This is a genomic window from Lutibacter sp. A80 (genome assembly GCF_022429645.1).
Taxonomy (GTDB): domain Bacteria; phylum Bacteroidota; class Bacteroidia; order Flavobacteriales; family Flavobacteriaceae; genus Lutibacter.
In genome coordinates, this window is record NZ_CP092480.1 from 2,989,033 (window position 1) to 3,004,892 (window position 15,860).

Sequence of the window (15,860 nt, forward strand, 5' to 3'; positions counted from 1 at the left end):
TACATGAAATTAAAAAAAATTCTTTTAAGAAAAGGTTTTGTTAAAATTAAACTAAAGAAAATAAATACCAATCATTTTGAAGTTAAAGCAAAATTAAATGGTGTAAAAGGTCGATTTATATTAGATACAGGGGCTTCAAATTCGTGTTTAGATATAACTTTAGCTGCACATTTTAAATTAAAAGTTGAGGATTCTGAAACATTAGCTGCTGGTGCAGGAGCTACAGGAATGGAGACTAAAATAGCTCCTAATAATACTATTAAATTTAAAGACTGGAAATATTGTGATTTTAATTTAGTTTTATTGGATTTAACACACGTAAATACTGCTTTAACAGAGCATAACGCCAAAGCTGTTGATGGTATTATAGGTGCAGATATCTTAGAAAAAGGAGAGGCAATTATAGATTATAAAAAGAAATGTGTGTACCTAAAAAAGTTTGTTTTTAAGTTTTAACTTCATACTTAATTTGCAAAACATTTAACTAGTTATAAAATTTAATTGTAGAATTTCCCTATTCAATTTTCCAATAACATAAGCCCTTCTTTAACAAATGGGTTTAAGTTACTGTACATTTTATTTAAAACAATAAAGGTGTAACTAATTGGTTTTCATTAGTTTTATGTAGTTAAATTTATTCGGTAAGTTTATTTTTTAAAAAAAAGTGCATCCTAGGCAACCTTTTATATACAAATTGCGTCTTTATAAATAGAACACCAATTTAACTATAGTATGTTGTAATATTAAATATGTAAAAAGTCATTGTAGATTGTGAAAATTGTTCAATTATTTAAAAACGAAGAAAAGCTTATTAAAAAAGCGATTCAAAATAACCGAGAAGCACAGCAACGGCTATATAATTTACATGCTCCAAAAATGCTAAGTGTTTGCAGGTATTATATTAAAGATGTCCAAAATGCTGAGGAGGCTATGTTAAATGGGTTTTTAAAAGTATTTACCAATTTAAATAAATTTGAACATAATGGTAGTTTTGAAGGTTGGATTCGGCGTATTATGATACGAGAATCAATTTCATTTTTAAGAAAAAAGCAACATATAGAATTTGCAACTCAAGAGGATGAATTTAAAGAAACGTCAATTAATACGGTGTATTCAGATATGAATGTTGAAGAAATTCAATATTTAATAGATGCACTACCAGATGGTTATAGAATTGTATTTGTAATGTATGCTATTGAAGGGTATAAGCATCACGAAATTGCAACATTATTAAATATTACAGAAGGTACATCAAAATCGCAATTGTATAAAGCGCGAAAAATCCTTCAGAAAAAAATTATTAAACTAAATACAACAAGCAATGGAACCTTATAAATTCGAAGAAGATATAAAAAATAAGCTTGAAAAACGAACTATAAAACCAGCAGCAAATTCTTGGGATAAATTAGCTGATTCGCTAGATTCTAAAAATCAAAAAAAAGAAACAAAAGTTTGGTATTTTTTAGGTATTGCGGCAAGTATAATTGGTGTATTGTTTATGGTTTCAATCTTCATAAAAAAAGATGTTGATACTGTTACACCTGTAATTGTTGATAGTCCAATTATAGAAAAAGAAGAGGTGCCTTCTGCTGTTGTTTTAGAAAATAATTTAAATACAATAGATACTTTACAAAATAATACTCTTAAGAATTCTGAAACCATAGAGGTTGCTACTTCAAAAGAAAAAAAATCTAAGTCTCGTGTACAGCAAAATGAAATTTTTGTTGATACCAATAAAATGAAACTTCAAAATACAGATGAAATTGCTGTAGTTACTACTGCTGAAGACGAAAAGATTGAAGAGCTAATTAGTGAAATTGAAGCGTTAAAAATTAAAAATAAAACGTTTTCTTCAACAGTAACTGACAGTGATATTGACAAGCTTTTAAAAGAAGCTCAATTAGCAATAGAATTTGAAAAATTATATAAAGAAAACACCGAAATAGTAGATGCTTATAAACTACTTCAAGACGTTGAAGCGGATATAGATAGGTCTACTAGAGTGAAGTTTTTAGAAACTTTAAGGTTAAATTATGAGAATCTAAAAACAATGATTGCGCAACGAAATGATTAGTAAATCGAATGTCAAAATTAAAAAACACACCATGCAAAATATAACAAAATATATAACACTTATTTTAATAGGTTTAAGTTTACAGTTTATACAAGCCCAAGAAAACAGTAACAGTTTTAGAATTAATACATTAAAAGAATTAAAAGAAAAAATAACTATTGAAGAGCGTGATTTTTTAAAGAGTGAAGTTGAAAATATTATGAAACGCTTTAATAATGGTGAAATTTCAGAAGAAAAAGCAACTTTATTAAAAAAAGAGGCTGCAAAAAAACGTGCTTTAAATATTGAAAATAGAACCGCTATTATAAACAATAAAATTGCACTTTTAGAACGCAATCAAGATGGTTATAACGACAATGAAGGGGAGATATCTGTAGCAGGGATTAGTATTGGAGGAAATAATGGAACAGTTATAGGCGTAAAAACAACAGGAAATAACAAACCTAGAAGATACGATAGAAGAACTTATAGTGAAATAGTAATTGCTGTTGGTTTTAATAATGCCATTATAGAAGATGAAAAAATAGATGACTCTCCTTATAAGTTCGGTGGTTCACGTTTTTTTGAACTTGGTTGGGCTTGGAAAACAAGGGTGTTTAAAAAATCAAATTTTATGCGTCTTAAATATGGTTTTTCGTTGCAGTTCAACGGCTTTAAACCTACGGATAATAACTATTTTGTTGAAAATGGAGATGAAACTTCTCTTGAAGTTTTTCCTTATGATTTAAAAAAATCTAAATTAACTATAACTAATCTTGTATTGCCTATTCATTTTGAATTTGGCCCATCTAAAAAAAGTGTGAGTGATAATTATTTTAGATATACTACTTACGATCAGTTTAAATTTGGAATTGGAGCTTATGCTGGATTTAATATTGGAACACGTCAAAAATTAAAATACTCGGTAGATGGTGATAAAGTTAAAGACAAATTAAAACAAGATTATAATGCAAGTAATTTGGTATATGGTTTAAGTTCTTATGTGGCTTTTGGAAATGTAGCAGTGTATGCAAAATACGATTTATCTCCAATTTTTAAAGACCAACTAATTGAACAAAATAATATTTCTTTAGGTGTTAGATTTGATATGGATTAATTATATAAATAAAGAACCCGAGCTTATATAAACTCGGGTTCAATTATAAAGTTAGATTGGCTATTATCTAAATGTATAAAAGGGTTAGTTTAAAATATTTCCAAATTTTAAACCAAAATATATTGTTCTAGGTGTCATTGGACCGTAGATGTAAGCAGGATCTCTATCTACACCTGTATCAAAATCTTCTTGATATGAATTAAATATATTTTTAATTCCACCTGAAATTTCTAAGTTATTATGTGCTATTTTTAATGTTTTAGTAATTTTTAAACCTGCATCAAAAAAAGTTTCAGAGGTTCTAAGTTCTCCTTCATCTGGATTAGAAATTGTTGTACCGAAATAAGGAACTAACATTTTACCAGTATAGGTTCCTGTTCCAATAATACACCAACTATCTGATGCTTCCCAATCAATTGTAAAAAATCCATAATTTTCTGGAGTTCTAAAAAAGTTTTTTTCATCAAACTCTTGAGCTTCTTCGTACTTGCTTTTTTGAAAAGTAAATCCAGCGTTAAGTTTTAAATTAGTACTTGGCACATAATTTAATTCTAAATTAATTCCTTGTACAAAAGCACCATCTGTAGCATTTATTCTTGTATAAGTTACCACGCCATCTGCATCTGGTTCAGAATATTCATTGGTAAAAGGATTGTTTAACTTGGTGTGAAAACCTTCTACTAAAATTCCAAAACTTGAAGTTCCAAAAGATTTACTATAATCTAAAGAAGCCATAAAACTATCGCTAGTTTCTTGTTTTAAATTTGCATCGTTTACATGAATTACTTTTCTAGATCCAGATGATTCAATATGTAAATCCTCATCAAAAATTTGAGGAGCTCTGTAACCTCCAGAATAACTTACACGTGCTTGAAAATCAGATTGTATGTCGTATAAGAAATTAACGCGTGGACTAAATACATTTCCTGTTTTTTTACTAGCATTACTTTCTTTGTCTTCCACTGAATAATTATCTAAACGTGCGCCTACAGAAAGTTTTAATTTATCAATTTTAATATCATATTGAGAGAATATACCTAAAGTATTCATTTCTTGATTGGAAATAATTGTGTTATTGGTATGTGGAATTGAAACAATTTCATCTCCAATAATTACAGCATTTTCAATGTCTAAATATCCAAGTTTGCTATCCTTTAATGTAGCGTAAGTATCTTCAATTCCAACAATTAAATCAGATGTTTTAAATTTTGCATTGTACTGAACACCAGCGTTTATTGTTGCATCTTTAGTAGTACCATAGTCGCTTAAAGATTGTTCTGCTCCATAGTAAGAATCACGATTTATTTTTTGAACTGCTGCAAAAACAGATAATAAGTCATTTTCTCTATAATATTGTTCGAATGTTACTGCAGTAGTTGTTAAATTATGTTCTACAGCTTCAGAAATATCAGCTTCGTGGTTTGGATAATTAAATTTGTTACCACCTCTTCTTTCTTCATTTATATGGAAAAAATCTAAAGAAAGCTTAGCTCTAGTTCCTAGTTTGTGAAACATTCTAGAACCTAATGTAGTATTTTTAAGCAGTGCAATTTCTGAAAACGAATCTCCATTAGCATCAAAAGGTTTTCTGTTTCTGTTAAAGCCATAAAAAGCTACACCACTTTGTTGATTTTTACCAACAACTGTTGCATTAAAATTTAAAGAATAATCTGTTGCAGTAGCATCAGAATCTTCTAATCCAACACCTATAAAAGAATTGTTTACACCAACCTCAAAAGAATTTTGTGTTGGGTCTTTTAACAATATATTTATGGTTCCAGCAACAGCATTACCTCCATATAACGCAGATCCTCCTCCGCGTATAATCTCAACTTTTTCGATCATATTTGAAGGAATAAGTTCTAAGCCATATACACCAGCTAATCCGCTAAATATTGGTCTGCTATTAATTAATATTTGAGAATATGGGCCTTCTAAACCATTCATTCTAACCTGACTAAAACCGCAGTTTTGACAATCGTTTTCCATTCTTAACCCAGAACAAAAATTAAGTCCTTCACTTAATGTTACGGATTGGGTAGATTCAAAAATTTCGCTGTTAATTATGTTAACTATATTTGAAGCTTTTTTTCGAATTATTCTAGATCTATTACCTGTAACAATAACTTCTTCTAAACCTAAAATATCGGTTTCTAACTCTATATTTATATGTTTGTTTTCATTGTTTTGTAATTCAATATTTTGCTCAAAAGGTTTAAAACCTATAGCTTGTATTTGGATAGTGTATAATCCAGGCTTTAAGTTTGTAATATTAAATTCTGCATTTTCGTCTGTAGAGGTTCCAATTGTTGTACCTTTTAAAAAGATAGAAACATATGGAATTTCTCCACCATTACTTGTAGTTTTCCCTGTAATACTTGCACTTTTGTTACTGTCTTGTGCAAATATAGTTTGACTAATAAACACTATGCTTATTAGAATAAGTATAATTTTTTTCATTAAATATTTTAAATAGTTGATTTGATGTTTATTGTTTAAATACTATTTAAAATAGGGGGAGATTTGTTTTGTTTATAATGAAAATATAATTGTTTTATTAACGTTTTTGGAAAATAATACTTTGTAGAGATTATCGATTTTAAAGCTAATAAAGTAAATGCAATAATAGTTAAGTTAAATATGTTTATCGCACTTAATAATAAATACTCTAGCTTGGTGTGTTTATGAGATTTTAAAGGGTCATGGTCTTGTTGCTGATCAAAAGGGTGGGCGTGTGTTACTATTTCACCATTTGCTAGTTTATGTGAATGTAAGTAAACACTTTTGTTAGCAATATTTAATAATAGAATGCTTATGCTTAGTAAGCTTAAGAACTTTAAAATAAATTTATTTCTAAAGAATTTCATTCTATATCTTGGTTTGAGGCACAAAATTAGAACCATTCTAAATAAGAAACAAGCTTATTTAGAACAAATTTAAATAAGGATGACATTTATCATAAAAAAAGCCGAACGTATAGTTCGGCTTTTAATTTAGTAAGGTATTATTTTTTATAATTCCAATGCTTTTTTAGGATTGTTATCCATCAATAGTTCAGTAGGATTTTCAAGTGCTTCTTTAACAGCTACTAAGAAACCAACAGATTCTTTTCCATCAATAATTCTATGATCGTAAGAAAGTGCTACATACATAATTGGTCTTATTACCACTTCGCCATTTACAGCAATTGGGCGTTCTACAATATTGTGCATTCCTAAAATTCCACTTTGTGGTGGGTTGATAATTGGTGTAGAAAGCATAGAACCGAACACACCCCCATTTGTAATGGTAAAAGTACCTCCAGTCATTTCATCAACCGTAATTTGTCCATCTCTAGCTCTTATTGCTAAGCGTTTTACTTCACTCTCAACACCTCTAAAGCTTAAATTTTCAGCATTTCTAATAACAGGAACCATCAATCCTTTTGGTCCAGAAACAGCAATAGAAATATCTTGAAAATCGTGTGAGATTTTATAATCGCCATCTAACATAGAGTTTACATCTGGATATATTTTTAGAGCTCTTACAACTGCTAATGTAAAGAAACTCATAAAACCTAAACTTACACCGTGTTTAGCTTTAAAATCTTCTTTAAACTCTTTACGTAAATCAAAAATAGGTTTCATATCTACTTCGTTAAAAGTAGTAAGCATAGCAGTTTCGTTTTTAACAGCAACTAAACGTTGTGCAACTTTTCTACGTAACATAGAAAGTTTGCTTTTTTCTGAACCACGAGCGCCTCCAGTTGGAGTTCCCATGCTTGGAACAGCTTTTACAGCATCATCTTTTGTAATTCTACCATCTTTACCAGTTCCTTTTATTTCTGAAGCAGCAATTCCTTTTTCAGCCAATACTTTTTTTGCGGCTGGAGAAGCTGCACCACTAGCGTAAGTTGTTTTTTCTTCTTTAGGTTGTGCTTCTGTTTTTGGACTTTCAACTTCAACTGTAGTGTTTGTTTCGGTTGATGTACCTTCGGGTTTTTTAGCATCCATATCTATTAAGCAAACAACTGCTCCAACTTCTACAGCATCACCTTCTTCAGCTTTTAAAGTTATAATTCCGCTTTCTTCTGCAGGTAATTCTAGAGTTGCTTTGTCTGAATCTACTTCAGCAATTGGTTGATCTTTTTCAACATAATCACCATCTTCTACAAGCCACGTTGCAATTTCTACTTCTGTGATTGATTCTCCCGGAGAGGGAACTTTCATTTCTAAAACCATTGTTGTTAATTTTTTGTCTTTTTATGACGATTTTTTTATTCGTTAGTTTGAAATACTTTGTCTAATATTCTTTTATGTCTTCTTTTAAAACGTGCAGATGAACCTGCTGCAGGAACAGCATAAAATGGCTGTGAAGCTACTTCTAAAGGTACTAATCTAAAACGTTGTAACATATAACTCCAAGCACCCATGTTTTCAGGTTCTTCTTGTGCCCAAACATAATTTTTTACATTTGGATATTTATCAATAATTTGTTGTAATTTATCTAGATGAAGCGGGAAAAGTTGCTCAATTCTTACAAAAGCAATATCGTTTCTTTCTAAACTTGTTCTTTCAGCAAGTAAATCATAATAAAATTTACCTGTACAAAATACTAATTTAGTTACATTTTCTGGAGCAATAGTATCATCTATTACTTCTTCAAAATTACCATTTGCAAATTCATCTAAAGTTGATGTAACTAATGGATGACGCAATAAACTTTTTGGTGTAAATACAATAAGAGGTTTTCTGTATTTACGAATCATTTGACGGCGTAGTAAATGGTAAAAGTTAGCTGGTGTTGTACAGTCTGCAACAATCATATTATCTATTGCACATAATTGTAAATAACGTTCCATACGTGCAGATGAATGCTCAGACCCTTGTCCTTCGTAACCGTGAGGGAGTAGAACTACAATACCATTTTGAAGTTTCCACTTATCTTCTGCAGCAGATAAGTATTGGTCGAAAATAATTTGTGCACCGTTACTAAAATCTCCAAATTGCGCTTCCCAAATAGTTAATGTATTTGGATTTGCCATTGCATAACCATAATCAAACCCAAGAACACCGTATTCAGATAATAAAGAGTTGTAAATATACATTTGCCCTTTATTGCCTTTAACAGTATTTAATAGGTTTATTCTTTCTTCAGAAATTTCATCTCGTATAATTGCGTGTCTGTGGCTAAAAGTACCACGTTCAACATCTTGACCCGATATACGAACGTCAAAACCTTCTTGAAGTAAACTTCCGTAGGCTAAGGTTTCTCCCATTCCCCAATCAATTTTATCGGTTTCAAAAACCATTTTATTTCTATCTCTAAGAATACGTTCAGCTTTTCTTAAAAATTTTACACCTTCAGGAACTGTAGAAACTGTTTTTGAAATTTCTTGTAATTTTGATTTTGGATAATCTGTAGTTTCAGAAATTAACATAGCATCTAATCTATGTCTTTCAAAATCTTTCCAAGTATCTTTCATAAACTCTCTAACTTTAGAGGTTTCAGCTTGTTTAGATAGTTGGTATTCTTTTTCTAATAAGTTTTTAAAATCAGCAATTGTATTGTTTAAATATTGCGAATCGATAACGCCTTCTGAAATTAATTTTTCAGCATAAATATCTCTAGGATTTTTATGTTTAGCAATTGCTTTGTATAATTTTGGTTGTGTAAATCTAGGTTCGTCACCTTCATTATGGCCATATTTTCTATAACCTAATAGGTCTATAAAAATATCGCGCTTAAATTTCATTCTAAAATCTAAAGCCATTTCAACTGCGTGTACAACGGCTTCAACATCATCTGCATTTACGTGTAAAACGGGTGATAAGGTAACTTTGGCAATGTCTGTACAGTAAGTACTAGATCTACCATCTAGATAGTTAGTAGTAAACCCAATTTGGTTGTTTATAACAATATGAATTGTTCCACCTGTAGTATATCCAGGCAGTTTGCTCATTTGTGTTACTTCATATACCAAGCCTTGTCCAGCTATTGCAGCATCACCGTGAACGATAATTGGTAATATTTTGGAATTATTTCCGTTATATGTTTTGTCTATTTTTGCACGTGTAATACCTTCTACTATTGGCCCAACAGTTTCTAAATGTGAAGGGTTTGGAACTAAATTCATTTTTAGTTCCTTATTGTTTTTTAAGGTTTTGTTAATTGTTAATCCTAAATGGTATTTAACATCTCCATCAATGGTTTCATCTTCAAAATCTTTTCCTTCAAATTCACTAAAAATATCGCGAATAGGTTTTCTAAAAATATTGGCAAGTGTATTTAAACGCCCTCTATGAGCCATACCCAAAACAAATTCGTCTGCATCATAAATTTCTGCAGCATTTCTAATAACAGACCCTAATGCTGGTATTAAAGTTTCACCACCTTCTAAAGAAAATCGTTTTTGCCCAACGTATTTAGTTTGTAAAAAGTTTTCAAAAGTTACAGCTTGATTTAATTTTTGAAGAATGTACTTTTTAGATTCAACAGAGTAATTAGGGTGATTAGAGTTTTTGTTTAATTGTTTTTGAAGCCATTTTATTTCTTTTGGATTTCGAATATACATATATTCTACACCAATAGAATCGCAATAAATGTTTTGAAGGTGTTTTATAATATTACGAAGCGTATTTTTACCTGACCCAATCATGCCACCGGCATCAAAAACCGTATCTAAATCGTTTTCGGAAAGACCGAAATTTTCGATATCTAAAGTAGGTGTATATTGCCTGCGTGCACGAACTGGATTTGTTTTTGTAAAAAAGTGTCCACGTGTTCTATATCCGTTAATTAAATCAATTACTTTAAATTCTTTAAATACATTTTCTGGAATTTGAACTTCAGCATCTGTTACTGAGTAGTTCTCATTTGCAAAATCATATCCTTGAAAAAAACTTCTCCAGCTTGTTTCTACACTGTCTGGGTTAATTAGATACTGATCGTATAAATCGGCTATAAATTCTGTATGTACAGCATTTAAAAATGAAAATTTATCCATGTTTTATGTTAGTAGTCTATTGTTTTATTTATCTTGACAAAAATACAACTTTTACTAAAACTACCATTTTAATTAGGGTATTTTATGAATTATTGTATAAATGACAAAAAAAAAGTAATTAGGTTATAAAAGTGTATTTTTAACAACTTTTTTTATTATAAATAACAAAAATGTTCTAAAAAAATACATTTTTTTGATTCTACAAAATTCTAATTTACAAGTATTTATAAATGTGAAAAAAAATAAGTAAAAAAAAAGTGAAATTTTTTTAAAAAAACATTGCAAAAATAAGAAAAGCTTGTATATTTGCACTCGCAAAAGCAAATTGCATTCCTCCTTAGCTCAGTTGGTTAGAGCATCTGACTGTTAATCAGAGGGTCCTTGGTTCGAGCCCAAGAGGGGGAGCAAAATTAAACCTGCAGATTCTGCAGGTTTTTTTGTGCTTTTTAATGAAATATACTTTATGAGATTAAAATTTTTAATTCCTTTTCTGTTGTTTTATTCAGTAATATTTTGTCAAGAGATTGGGAATGTGAAAGTTGGTACTCATTTTGTAAAACTTCTAAAAATTGACAATCTGTTTTCGTTGGTTTATTCAGATGTAAAATCTGTAACTTCTACTCACGAAAAATCATTTAACTTTCCTAATAAAGAAACTATTTATTCTATACTAATAAATGGTTTTAATAGAAATAAAGGGCATCAAGTTATTATACAAACAAATAATGATACTATTGTGAAATTTAATTTTAAAAAATTAAATGGTGAATATATGCTCTATGTATACCAAAATAATTTAAACAATAATACATTTGGTAGAAGTGCATTTTTTACTAAAAATCAGATTATTCAACTTTTTGGCATGTAGTTAAAAGTAGACAGCTTCAAAAACGGCTAAAGGTGCACGCTTTCCAATATTTAAATTTAAGGTGTCTCCATTTATGGTGTAGTTATCTACAAGATTAAATATTTTTAAAAATTCAGATTCGTTGATGTTCAGGTCTGGACAAGCTTTTAGTGTTGAAAATATTTGTTTAAAACGAATACGATTTCCTTCTTCTATTGTAAAAGTTCCACTAAAGTTATTGCATCCAGCAAATCCAACAACTCTATTTTCATCAGACTTTAAAGTAAAATAGATTTCTCTTTCTTGTTTTTCATCCATTTTAATATCCTTTCCAGATAAAGTTTTTAATTTCCAATATTTTTCGGTAATCGGATTGTTATTTGTAATTTCTTGTTTTATGTCTGAGCTACCTTTAGTTTCTGTATTCACTGTTTTTGTTGTGTTGCAACTTATTATAACTAGTGTGATTAATGAGAGTATTATGTTTTTTGTATTCATATTTGGTTTTTAAAACTTTAATTTTTTTTTATGCTAAAAGTGTGCCAAGTTTATTAAGTAGAGGCTAAGTAGATTAAAGTTGATGGTAACTTAACATATTGTTAATAATGAAATGCAAAATATTTTTTAAAACTGCTATTTAAACTTCAAACTTAAAAACATCTCTTAAGTTTCTTAATATCAATTTTTTAGTTTATTTTTATTATTAAACTGTAAAATGTGGTTAAGAACTTCTTTTTTTAAAGTGTTAATTTTATGTAATCATTGTCTGTTAGGGTTTTTTTGGGAGTTATTTCTTTTAATTTTGATCTTAAATCTGTAGGGTATTTTCATATATAAAAAATAATAAAACCATAAAAAAACACTACACTAGGCTGTTATAATTTATTATAAACACTACATAAGTGTTTTAATCTGTTTATTTTCAGTAGTATAAAATTTTAAATAACCTACATTTTTTAAAGTGAACTTTAATAAGTGACATATGTCACTTTTAATACTTGAATGTATATTTAACTTTGGTGTAAAGATTTTGAATTATGATTAGAATATTTAAAACTTCCAAAAATGTTATTCTAAATATTGATGAATATTTTGATACTGTTGAGTTAGGGATATTAAACTTTAAAGAAGGTATCAATAATTATTTAGAAGGGAATCTTTCTGAGTTTGAAAACAATTTAGATAAAGTTAATAAACAGGAAGAATCTGCTGATGCAATAATTAGAAAGATTGAAAATGATTTTTATGTACATTCTTTAATGCCTAATTATTCGAGTGATATTTTAAGTCTATTAGAAAAAACAGATGACATTATAGATAAGATAAAAGATAATTTAAGTCAGTTTGATGTAGAAGATCCATATTTTCCAGAAGATATAAAAAATGATTTCTCAAGGTTGGTTTCTTTATCTGTAAAGTCTGCTGAAAATGTAATACCAGCAGCAAGAGTTTTTTTTACGGCTCCTAATTTAGTAAAAGATAAGTTACAAAAAGTAATTTTTTACGAACGTGAAACTGAAAAGTTAGCAACCAAAATAAAAAGAACATTGTTTAAAGACATGCCTTTTTTAAAGTTAAGTGAAAAAATACATTTACGTTATTTCACATTACATGTAGAACAGGTTGCCGAAGCATCAAAAGTAGTTGCTAAACTGCTTTCTTCATTAGTTATAAAAATAAAAATGTAATAAAACAACATCCTATGTTTTTATTCTTTTTATCAAGTGGTTTATTTTTAGGTTGGTCTTTAGGAGCCAACGATGCAGCTAATATATTTGGCTCTGCAGTAGGATCTAAAATGGTGAAATTTAGTGTAGCTGTTATTATTGCTTCTATCTTCGTTATTTTAGGAGCTGTATTACAGGGAGCTGGTGCATCGGATACACTTGGTAAATTAGGATCTGTAAATGCTATAGGTGGTGCTTTTACTGTTGCTCTTTGTGCAGGTGTTACAGTTTTTTGGATGACTCGTTTAAAATTACCTATATCTACGTCACAAGCAATTATTGGTGCAATTATTGGTTGGAATTTTTATTCAGGGAATACAACAGATATTACTGTTTTAGGTAAAATTGTTAGTACTTGGGTAGCAGGGCCAATTTTGGGTGCTATTTTTGCAATTTTATTGTATTTATTGTTGAAATTCTTTCTTGAAAGAAGTCAAATTCATCTCATAAAATTAGATGCTTATTTAAAATATGCACTTTTAATAATAGGTGCTTTTGGTGCTTATAGTTTGGGAGCAAATAATGTAGCAAATGTTGTTGGGGTATTTATACCTTCTGTACCCGATATTTATTTAGACTTTGGATTTTTTGCCTTAGATGGTATTCAGTTATTATTTTTAGTAGGTGGTATTTCTATTGCAGTAGGTATAGTAACTTATTCTAAAAAAGTAATGATGACTGTGGGTAGTGATTTAATGAAATTATCCGCAGAAGCTGCTTTGGTAATTGTGTTAGCACATGCTATGGTTTTATTTATTTTTTCATCCTCTTCTTTATCAAATGCCATACAAAGTATTGGCTTACCAGGAATACCTTTGGTGCCAGTTTCAAGTTCGCAAGCTATTGTTGGTGCAATTATGGGTGTTGGCTTGTTAAAAGGTGGTAGAGGAATTAAATTTAATGTATTGGGTAGAATTTCATTAGGGTGGATTACCACACCAATAATTGCTGGTTTTGTTTCATTTGTATCTTTGTTTTTTATGGACAATGTCTTTAAATTACAAGTGTTTAATGGCACAAATACAGCTTTAAAATCTGCAACTACTAATCTTAATAATTTACCAACTTCAGCTGAAACTGCTTTAAATATTAACTTGTTTCAACCTTTGTTATATACCATAATTATAATATTAATAGCTGTAATAATTGTTTTAGCATTAAAATTAACAAGCGACAAATTACATTCTAAAGATGAGCAATCAACAGATATAGTTAGAAAGTATAAAACACAAGAAGCCTTTTTAAAGACAGAATTAACTAAGGTAAATTCAGAAAATGCAGAGCTTGAAAAAGAAATTGAATTTAAAAGAAAAGAGCAAATGAATATTGCTTTAAGTATTATTCAAAAGAATCGGTTTCTAGAAAAGTTACGAACTAAAATTGATGCAATAATAAATAAATCAGACACCAATCAAGAAGAGCTTTCGAACTTAAAAAAACTAATTGTTGAAAATCTTAGTATTGATAAAGAACGTCAGCGTTTTAATATTTATATCAACGAATTAAATAGAGATTTTTATTTCAGATTGTTAAATAGATATCCGAACTTAACTGAGAACGAACAGCATTTATGTGCTTTAGTTCGCTTAAATTTAAGTTCAAAAGATATGGCTTCAATTTTAAATATTTCAACAAAAAGTGTTGAGGTAAACAGACATAGGTTACGGAAAAAAATGCATTTAAAACGCGAAAATAATTTATCGGAAATAATCAGTAAACTATAAATATAATATGAATTTAAACTAAACCATAAAATAATGAAAAGTAAAGTTAGTACATTAGTTGTAGCATTAATTCTATTTGGAATAGGGTTAAATGCCCAAGAAAAAAAGGATAATATTCGTATTAACCAATACGGACAAGAAGTAGAGGCAATTCCTCTACATACTGAGGCGCAAGATGGTTTTATCAAGTGGTTTTCAGAAGATGGTAATTATAAAATGTGGATGGATAACAGAGCTCAATTAGATGCGTATATGTTTTCTAATGATGCGTTAAACGAGCTAGGTAATGGTATTACAATACGTAGAATGCGTTTTGCTTTAAAAGCCGAATTTTGGAAAAATTGGTATGGAGAAATAGATTTAGATTTTGAAAGTTCTGGAACAGAAATTAAAGATGCTTATCTAAAATATACCGCAGATTCTAGAAAATGGGATATTAAAGCTGGTCATTTTAAAGAAGGTTATGGTATGGAAACTACTACAACTTCTAGATATTTATTATTTATGGAGCGATCTTTAGCTTCAACATTCGACCCTTCTCGTCATTTAGGTTTTCAAACAAATATTTATGCAAATAAGTTTTTATTTGTTGCAGGTGTTCACTTTAATACTGTTGGTGATGCTGAAGAAGTTACTATAACAAAAGATGCCAATAAAGATGATGGTGTAGATGAAGGATATTCTTTAACTGGTAGAGCTGTTTGGGCTCCTATTAATGACAATGAAAAGTTACTACATATAGGTGTTGCGGCTACACATAGAACTCCAAAAACATATTGGGAAGGTGGTGCTTATAGACTTAGTACACGTTCTCATTCAGTAGTAAATAGAAAAAAATTCTTAGATACTGATGATATTTCAGGAGTAGATAATGTTTTTGGTTATACGTTTGAATTAGCAGGAAAATATAAAGGAGTTATGTTCCAAGGAGAATATAAAGAACATAATGTTAATATGATTGATGGTATTGATGCTTCTTTTAAAGGTTATTATGCACAAGCAGCCTATTTATTATTAGGTGGTAAACATAATTACAATACTAAAGAAGGTGAATTTACAAGAATTACACCAGGTTCTGATAAAGGAGATATTGAATTAGCTTTACGTTACGATTTTATTGATTTAAACGATTTTGATGCTTCAATTTATGGAGGATCAGCTGAAGGGTATTCAGCAGGTTTAAATTACTATGTTAATCCTAATGTAAAAGTTGCTCTAAATTATGTGTATCATAACCATGACCGTTTTGCAAATGGAAAAGGGAAATTATATGTAGGTACAGATGCTTCTGGAAACCCAACTAAAGATTGGTCTTTAGTAACAGAATCCGAAGGAGAAGCAGGTGATGATTATGGTCAGGTTTCTTTAAGACTTGAAGTTAATTTTTAATAATTATATCTAAAAAAT

General features: G+C 29.4%; 12 protein-coding genes and 1 tRNA gene. 9 read left to right on the plus strand and 4 right to left on the minus strand.

The window, feature by feature from the left end:
• Nucleotides 1-3: 3 nt before the first annotated feature.
• The 4 genes from MHL31_RS12320 to MHL31_RS12335 all read left to right on the plus strand — a co-directional run bounded on the left by MHL31_RS12320 (nucleotide 4) and on the right by MHL31_RS12335 (nucleotide 3,170).
• Complete coding sequence (locus MHL31_RS12320) at nucleotides 4-456, plus strand: retropepsin-like aspartic protease (RefSeq protein ID WP_240226252.1); 453 nt, start codon at nucleotides 4-6, stop codon at nucleotides 454-456.
• A 315-nt stretch (nucleotides 457-771) separates the two neighbouring features.
• A complete protein-coding gene (locus MHL31_RS12325) occupies nucleotides 772-1,335 on the plus strand; it encodes an RNA polymerase sigma factor (protein ID WP_240226253.1) in 564 nt (187 codons plus the stop codon).
• Nucleotides 1,322-2,074, plus strand: coding sequence for a hypothetical protein (locus tag MHL31_RS12330; protein ID WP_240226254.1), 753 nt, complete (start codon nucleotides 1,322-1,324; stop codon nucleotides 2,072-2,074). Before MHL31_RS12325 ends, MHL31_RS12330 begins: the two co-directional genes overlap by 14 nt.
• A 31-nt stretch (nucleotides 2,075-2,105) precedes the next feature.
• Complete coding sequence (locus MHL31_RS12335; protein WP_240226255.1) at nucleotides 2,106-3,170, plus strand: hypothetical protein; 1,065 nt, start codon at nucleotides 2,106-2,108, stop codon at nucleotides 3,168-3,170.
• A gap of 84 nt (nucleotides 3,171-3,254) precedes the next feature.
• Here the strand turns inward: MHL31_RS12335 and MHL31_RS12340 are convergent, their stop codons facing one another.
• The 3 genes from MHL31_RS12340 to MHL31_RS12350 all read right to left on the minus strand — a co-directional run bounded on the left by MHL31_RS12340 (nucleotide 3,255) and on the right by MHL31_RS12350 (nucleotide 10,155).
• The gene (locus tag MHL31_RS12340) at nucleotides 3,255-5,630 is read right to left on the minus strand and encodes a TonB-dependent receptor (RefSeq protein ID WP_240226256.1); all 2,376 of its coding nucleotides are present in this window, start codon (nucleotides 5,628-5,630) and stop codon (nucleotides 3,255-3,257) included.
• Between the two features lie 551 nt (nucleotides 5,631-6,181).
• On the minus strand, nucleotides 6,182-7,390 hold the full coding sequence (gene odhB / locus MHL31_RS12345; protein ID WP_240226257.1) for a 2-oxoglutarate dehydrogenase complex dihydrolipoyllysine-residue succinyltransferase: 1,209 nt from the start codon (nucleotides 7,388-7,390) through the stop codon (nucleotides 6,182-6,184).
• A gap of 35 nt (nucleotides 7,391-7,425) precedes the next feature.
• Nucleotides 7,426-10,155 (minus strand): 2-oxoglutarate dehydrogenase E1 component, encoded by a 2,730-nt coding sequence (locus tag MHL31_RS12350; RefSeq protein WP_240226258.1) that lies wholly within the window; start codon nucleotides 10,153-10,155, stop codon nucleotides 7,426-7,428.
• Nucleotides 10,156-10,486: 331 nt separating this feature from the next.
• Here MHL31_RS12350 and MHL31_RS12355 point away from each other — a divergent pair.
• Nucleotides 10,487-10,560 (plus strand) — tRNA-Asn (locus MHL31_RS12355).
• Nucleotides 10,561-10,618: 58 nt separating this feature from the next.
• Entirely contained in the window at nucleotides 10,619-11,023 is a 405-nt protein-coding gene (locus MHL31_RS12360) for a hypothetical protein (protein ID WP_240226259.1), read from the plus strand.
• Here MHL31_RS12360 and MHL31_RS12365 read toward each other — a convergent pair whose 3' ends face one another.
• Nucleotides 11,024-11,431 (minus strand): META domain-containing protein, encoded by a 408-nt coding sequence (locus tag MHL31_RS12365; RefSeq protein ID WP_240226260.1) that lies wholly within the window; start codon nucleotides 11,429-11,431, stop codon nucleotides 11,024-11,026.
• A gap of 608 nt (nucleotides 11,432-12,039) precedes the next feature.
• Here MHL31_RS12365 and MHL31_RS12370 point away from each other — a divergent pair.
• From MHL31_RS12370 to MHL31_RS12380, 3 genes are read left to right on the plus strand one after another with little or no spacing between them, the layout of a single operon-like run.
• Complete coding sequence (locus tag MHL31_RS12370; RefSeq protein WP_240226261.1) at nucleotides 12,040-12,690, plus strand: DUF47 domain-containing protein; 651 nt, start codon at nucleotides 12,040-12,042, stop codon at nucleotides 12,688-12,690.
• A 14-nt stretch (nucleotides 12,691-12,704) separates the two neighbouring features.
• A complete protein-coding gene (locus MHL31_RS12375) occupies nucleotides 12,705-14,453 on the plus strand; it encodes an inorganic phosphate transporter (RefSeq protein WP_240226262.1) in 1,749 nt (582 codons plus the stop codon).
• Nucleotides 14,454-14,486: 33 nt separating this feature from the next.
• A complete protein-coding gene (locus MHL31_RS12380; protein WP_240226263.1) occupies nucleotides 14,487-15,842 on the plus strand; it encodes an OprO/OprP family phosphate-selective porin in 1,356 nt (451 codons plus the stop codon).
• Nucleotides 15,843-15,860 lie beyond the last annotated feature (18 nt).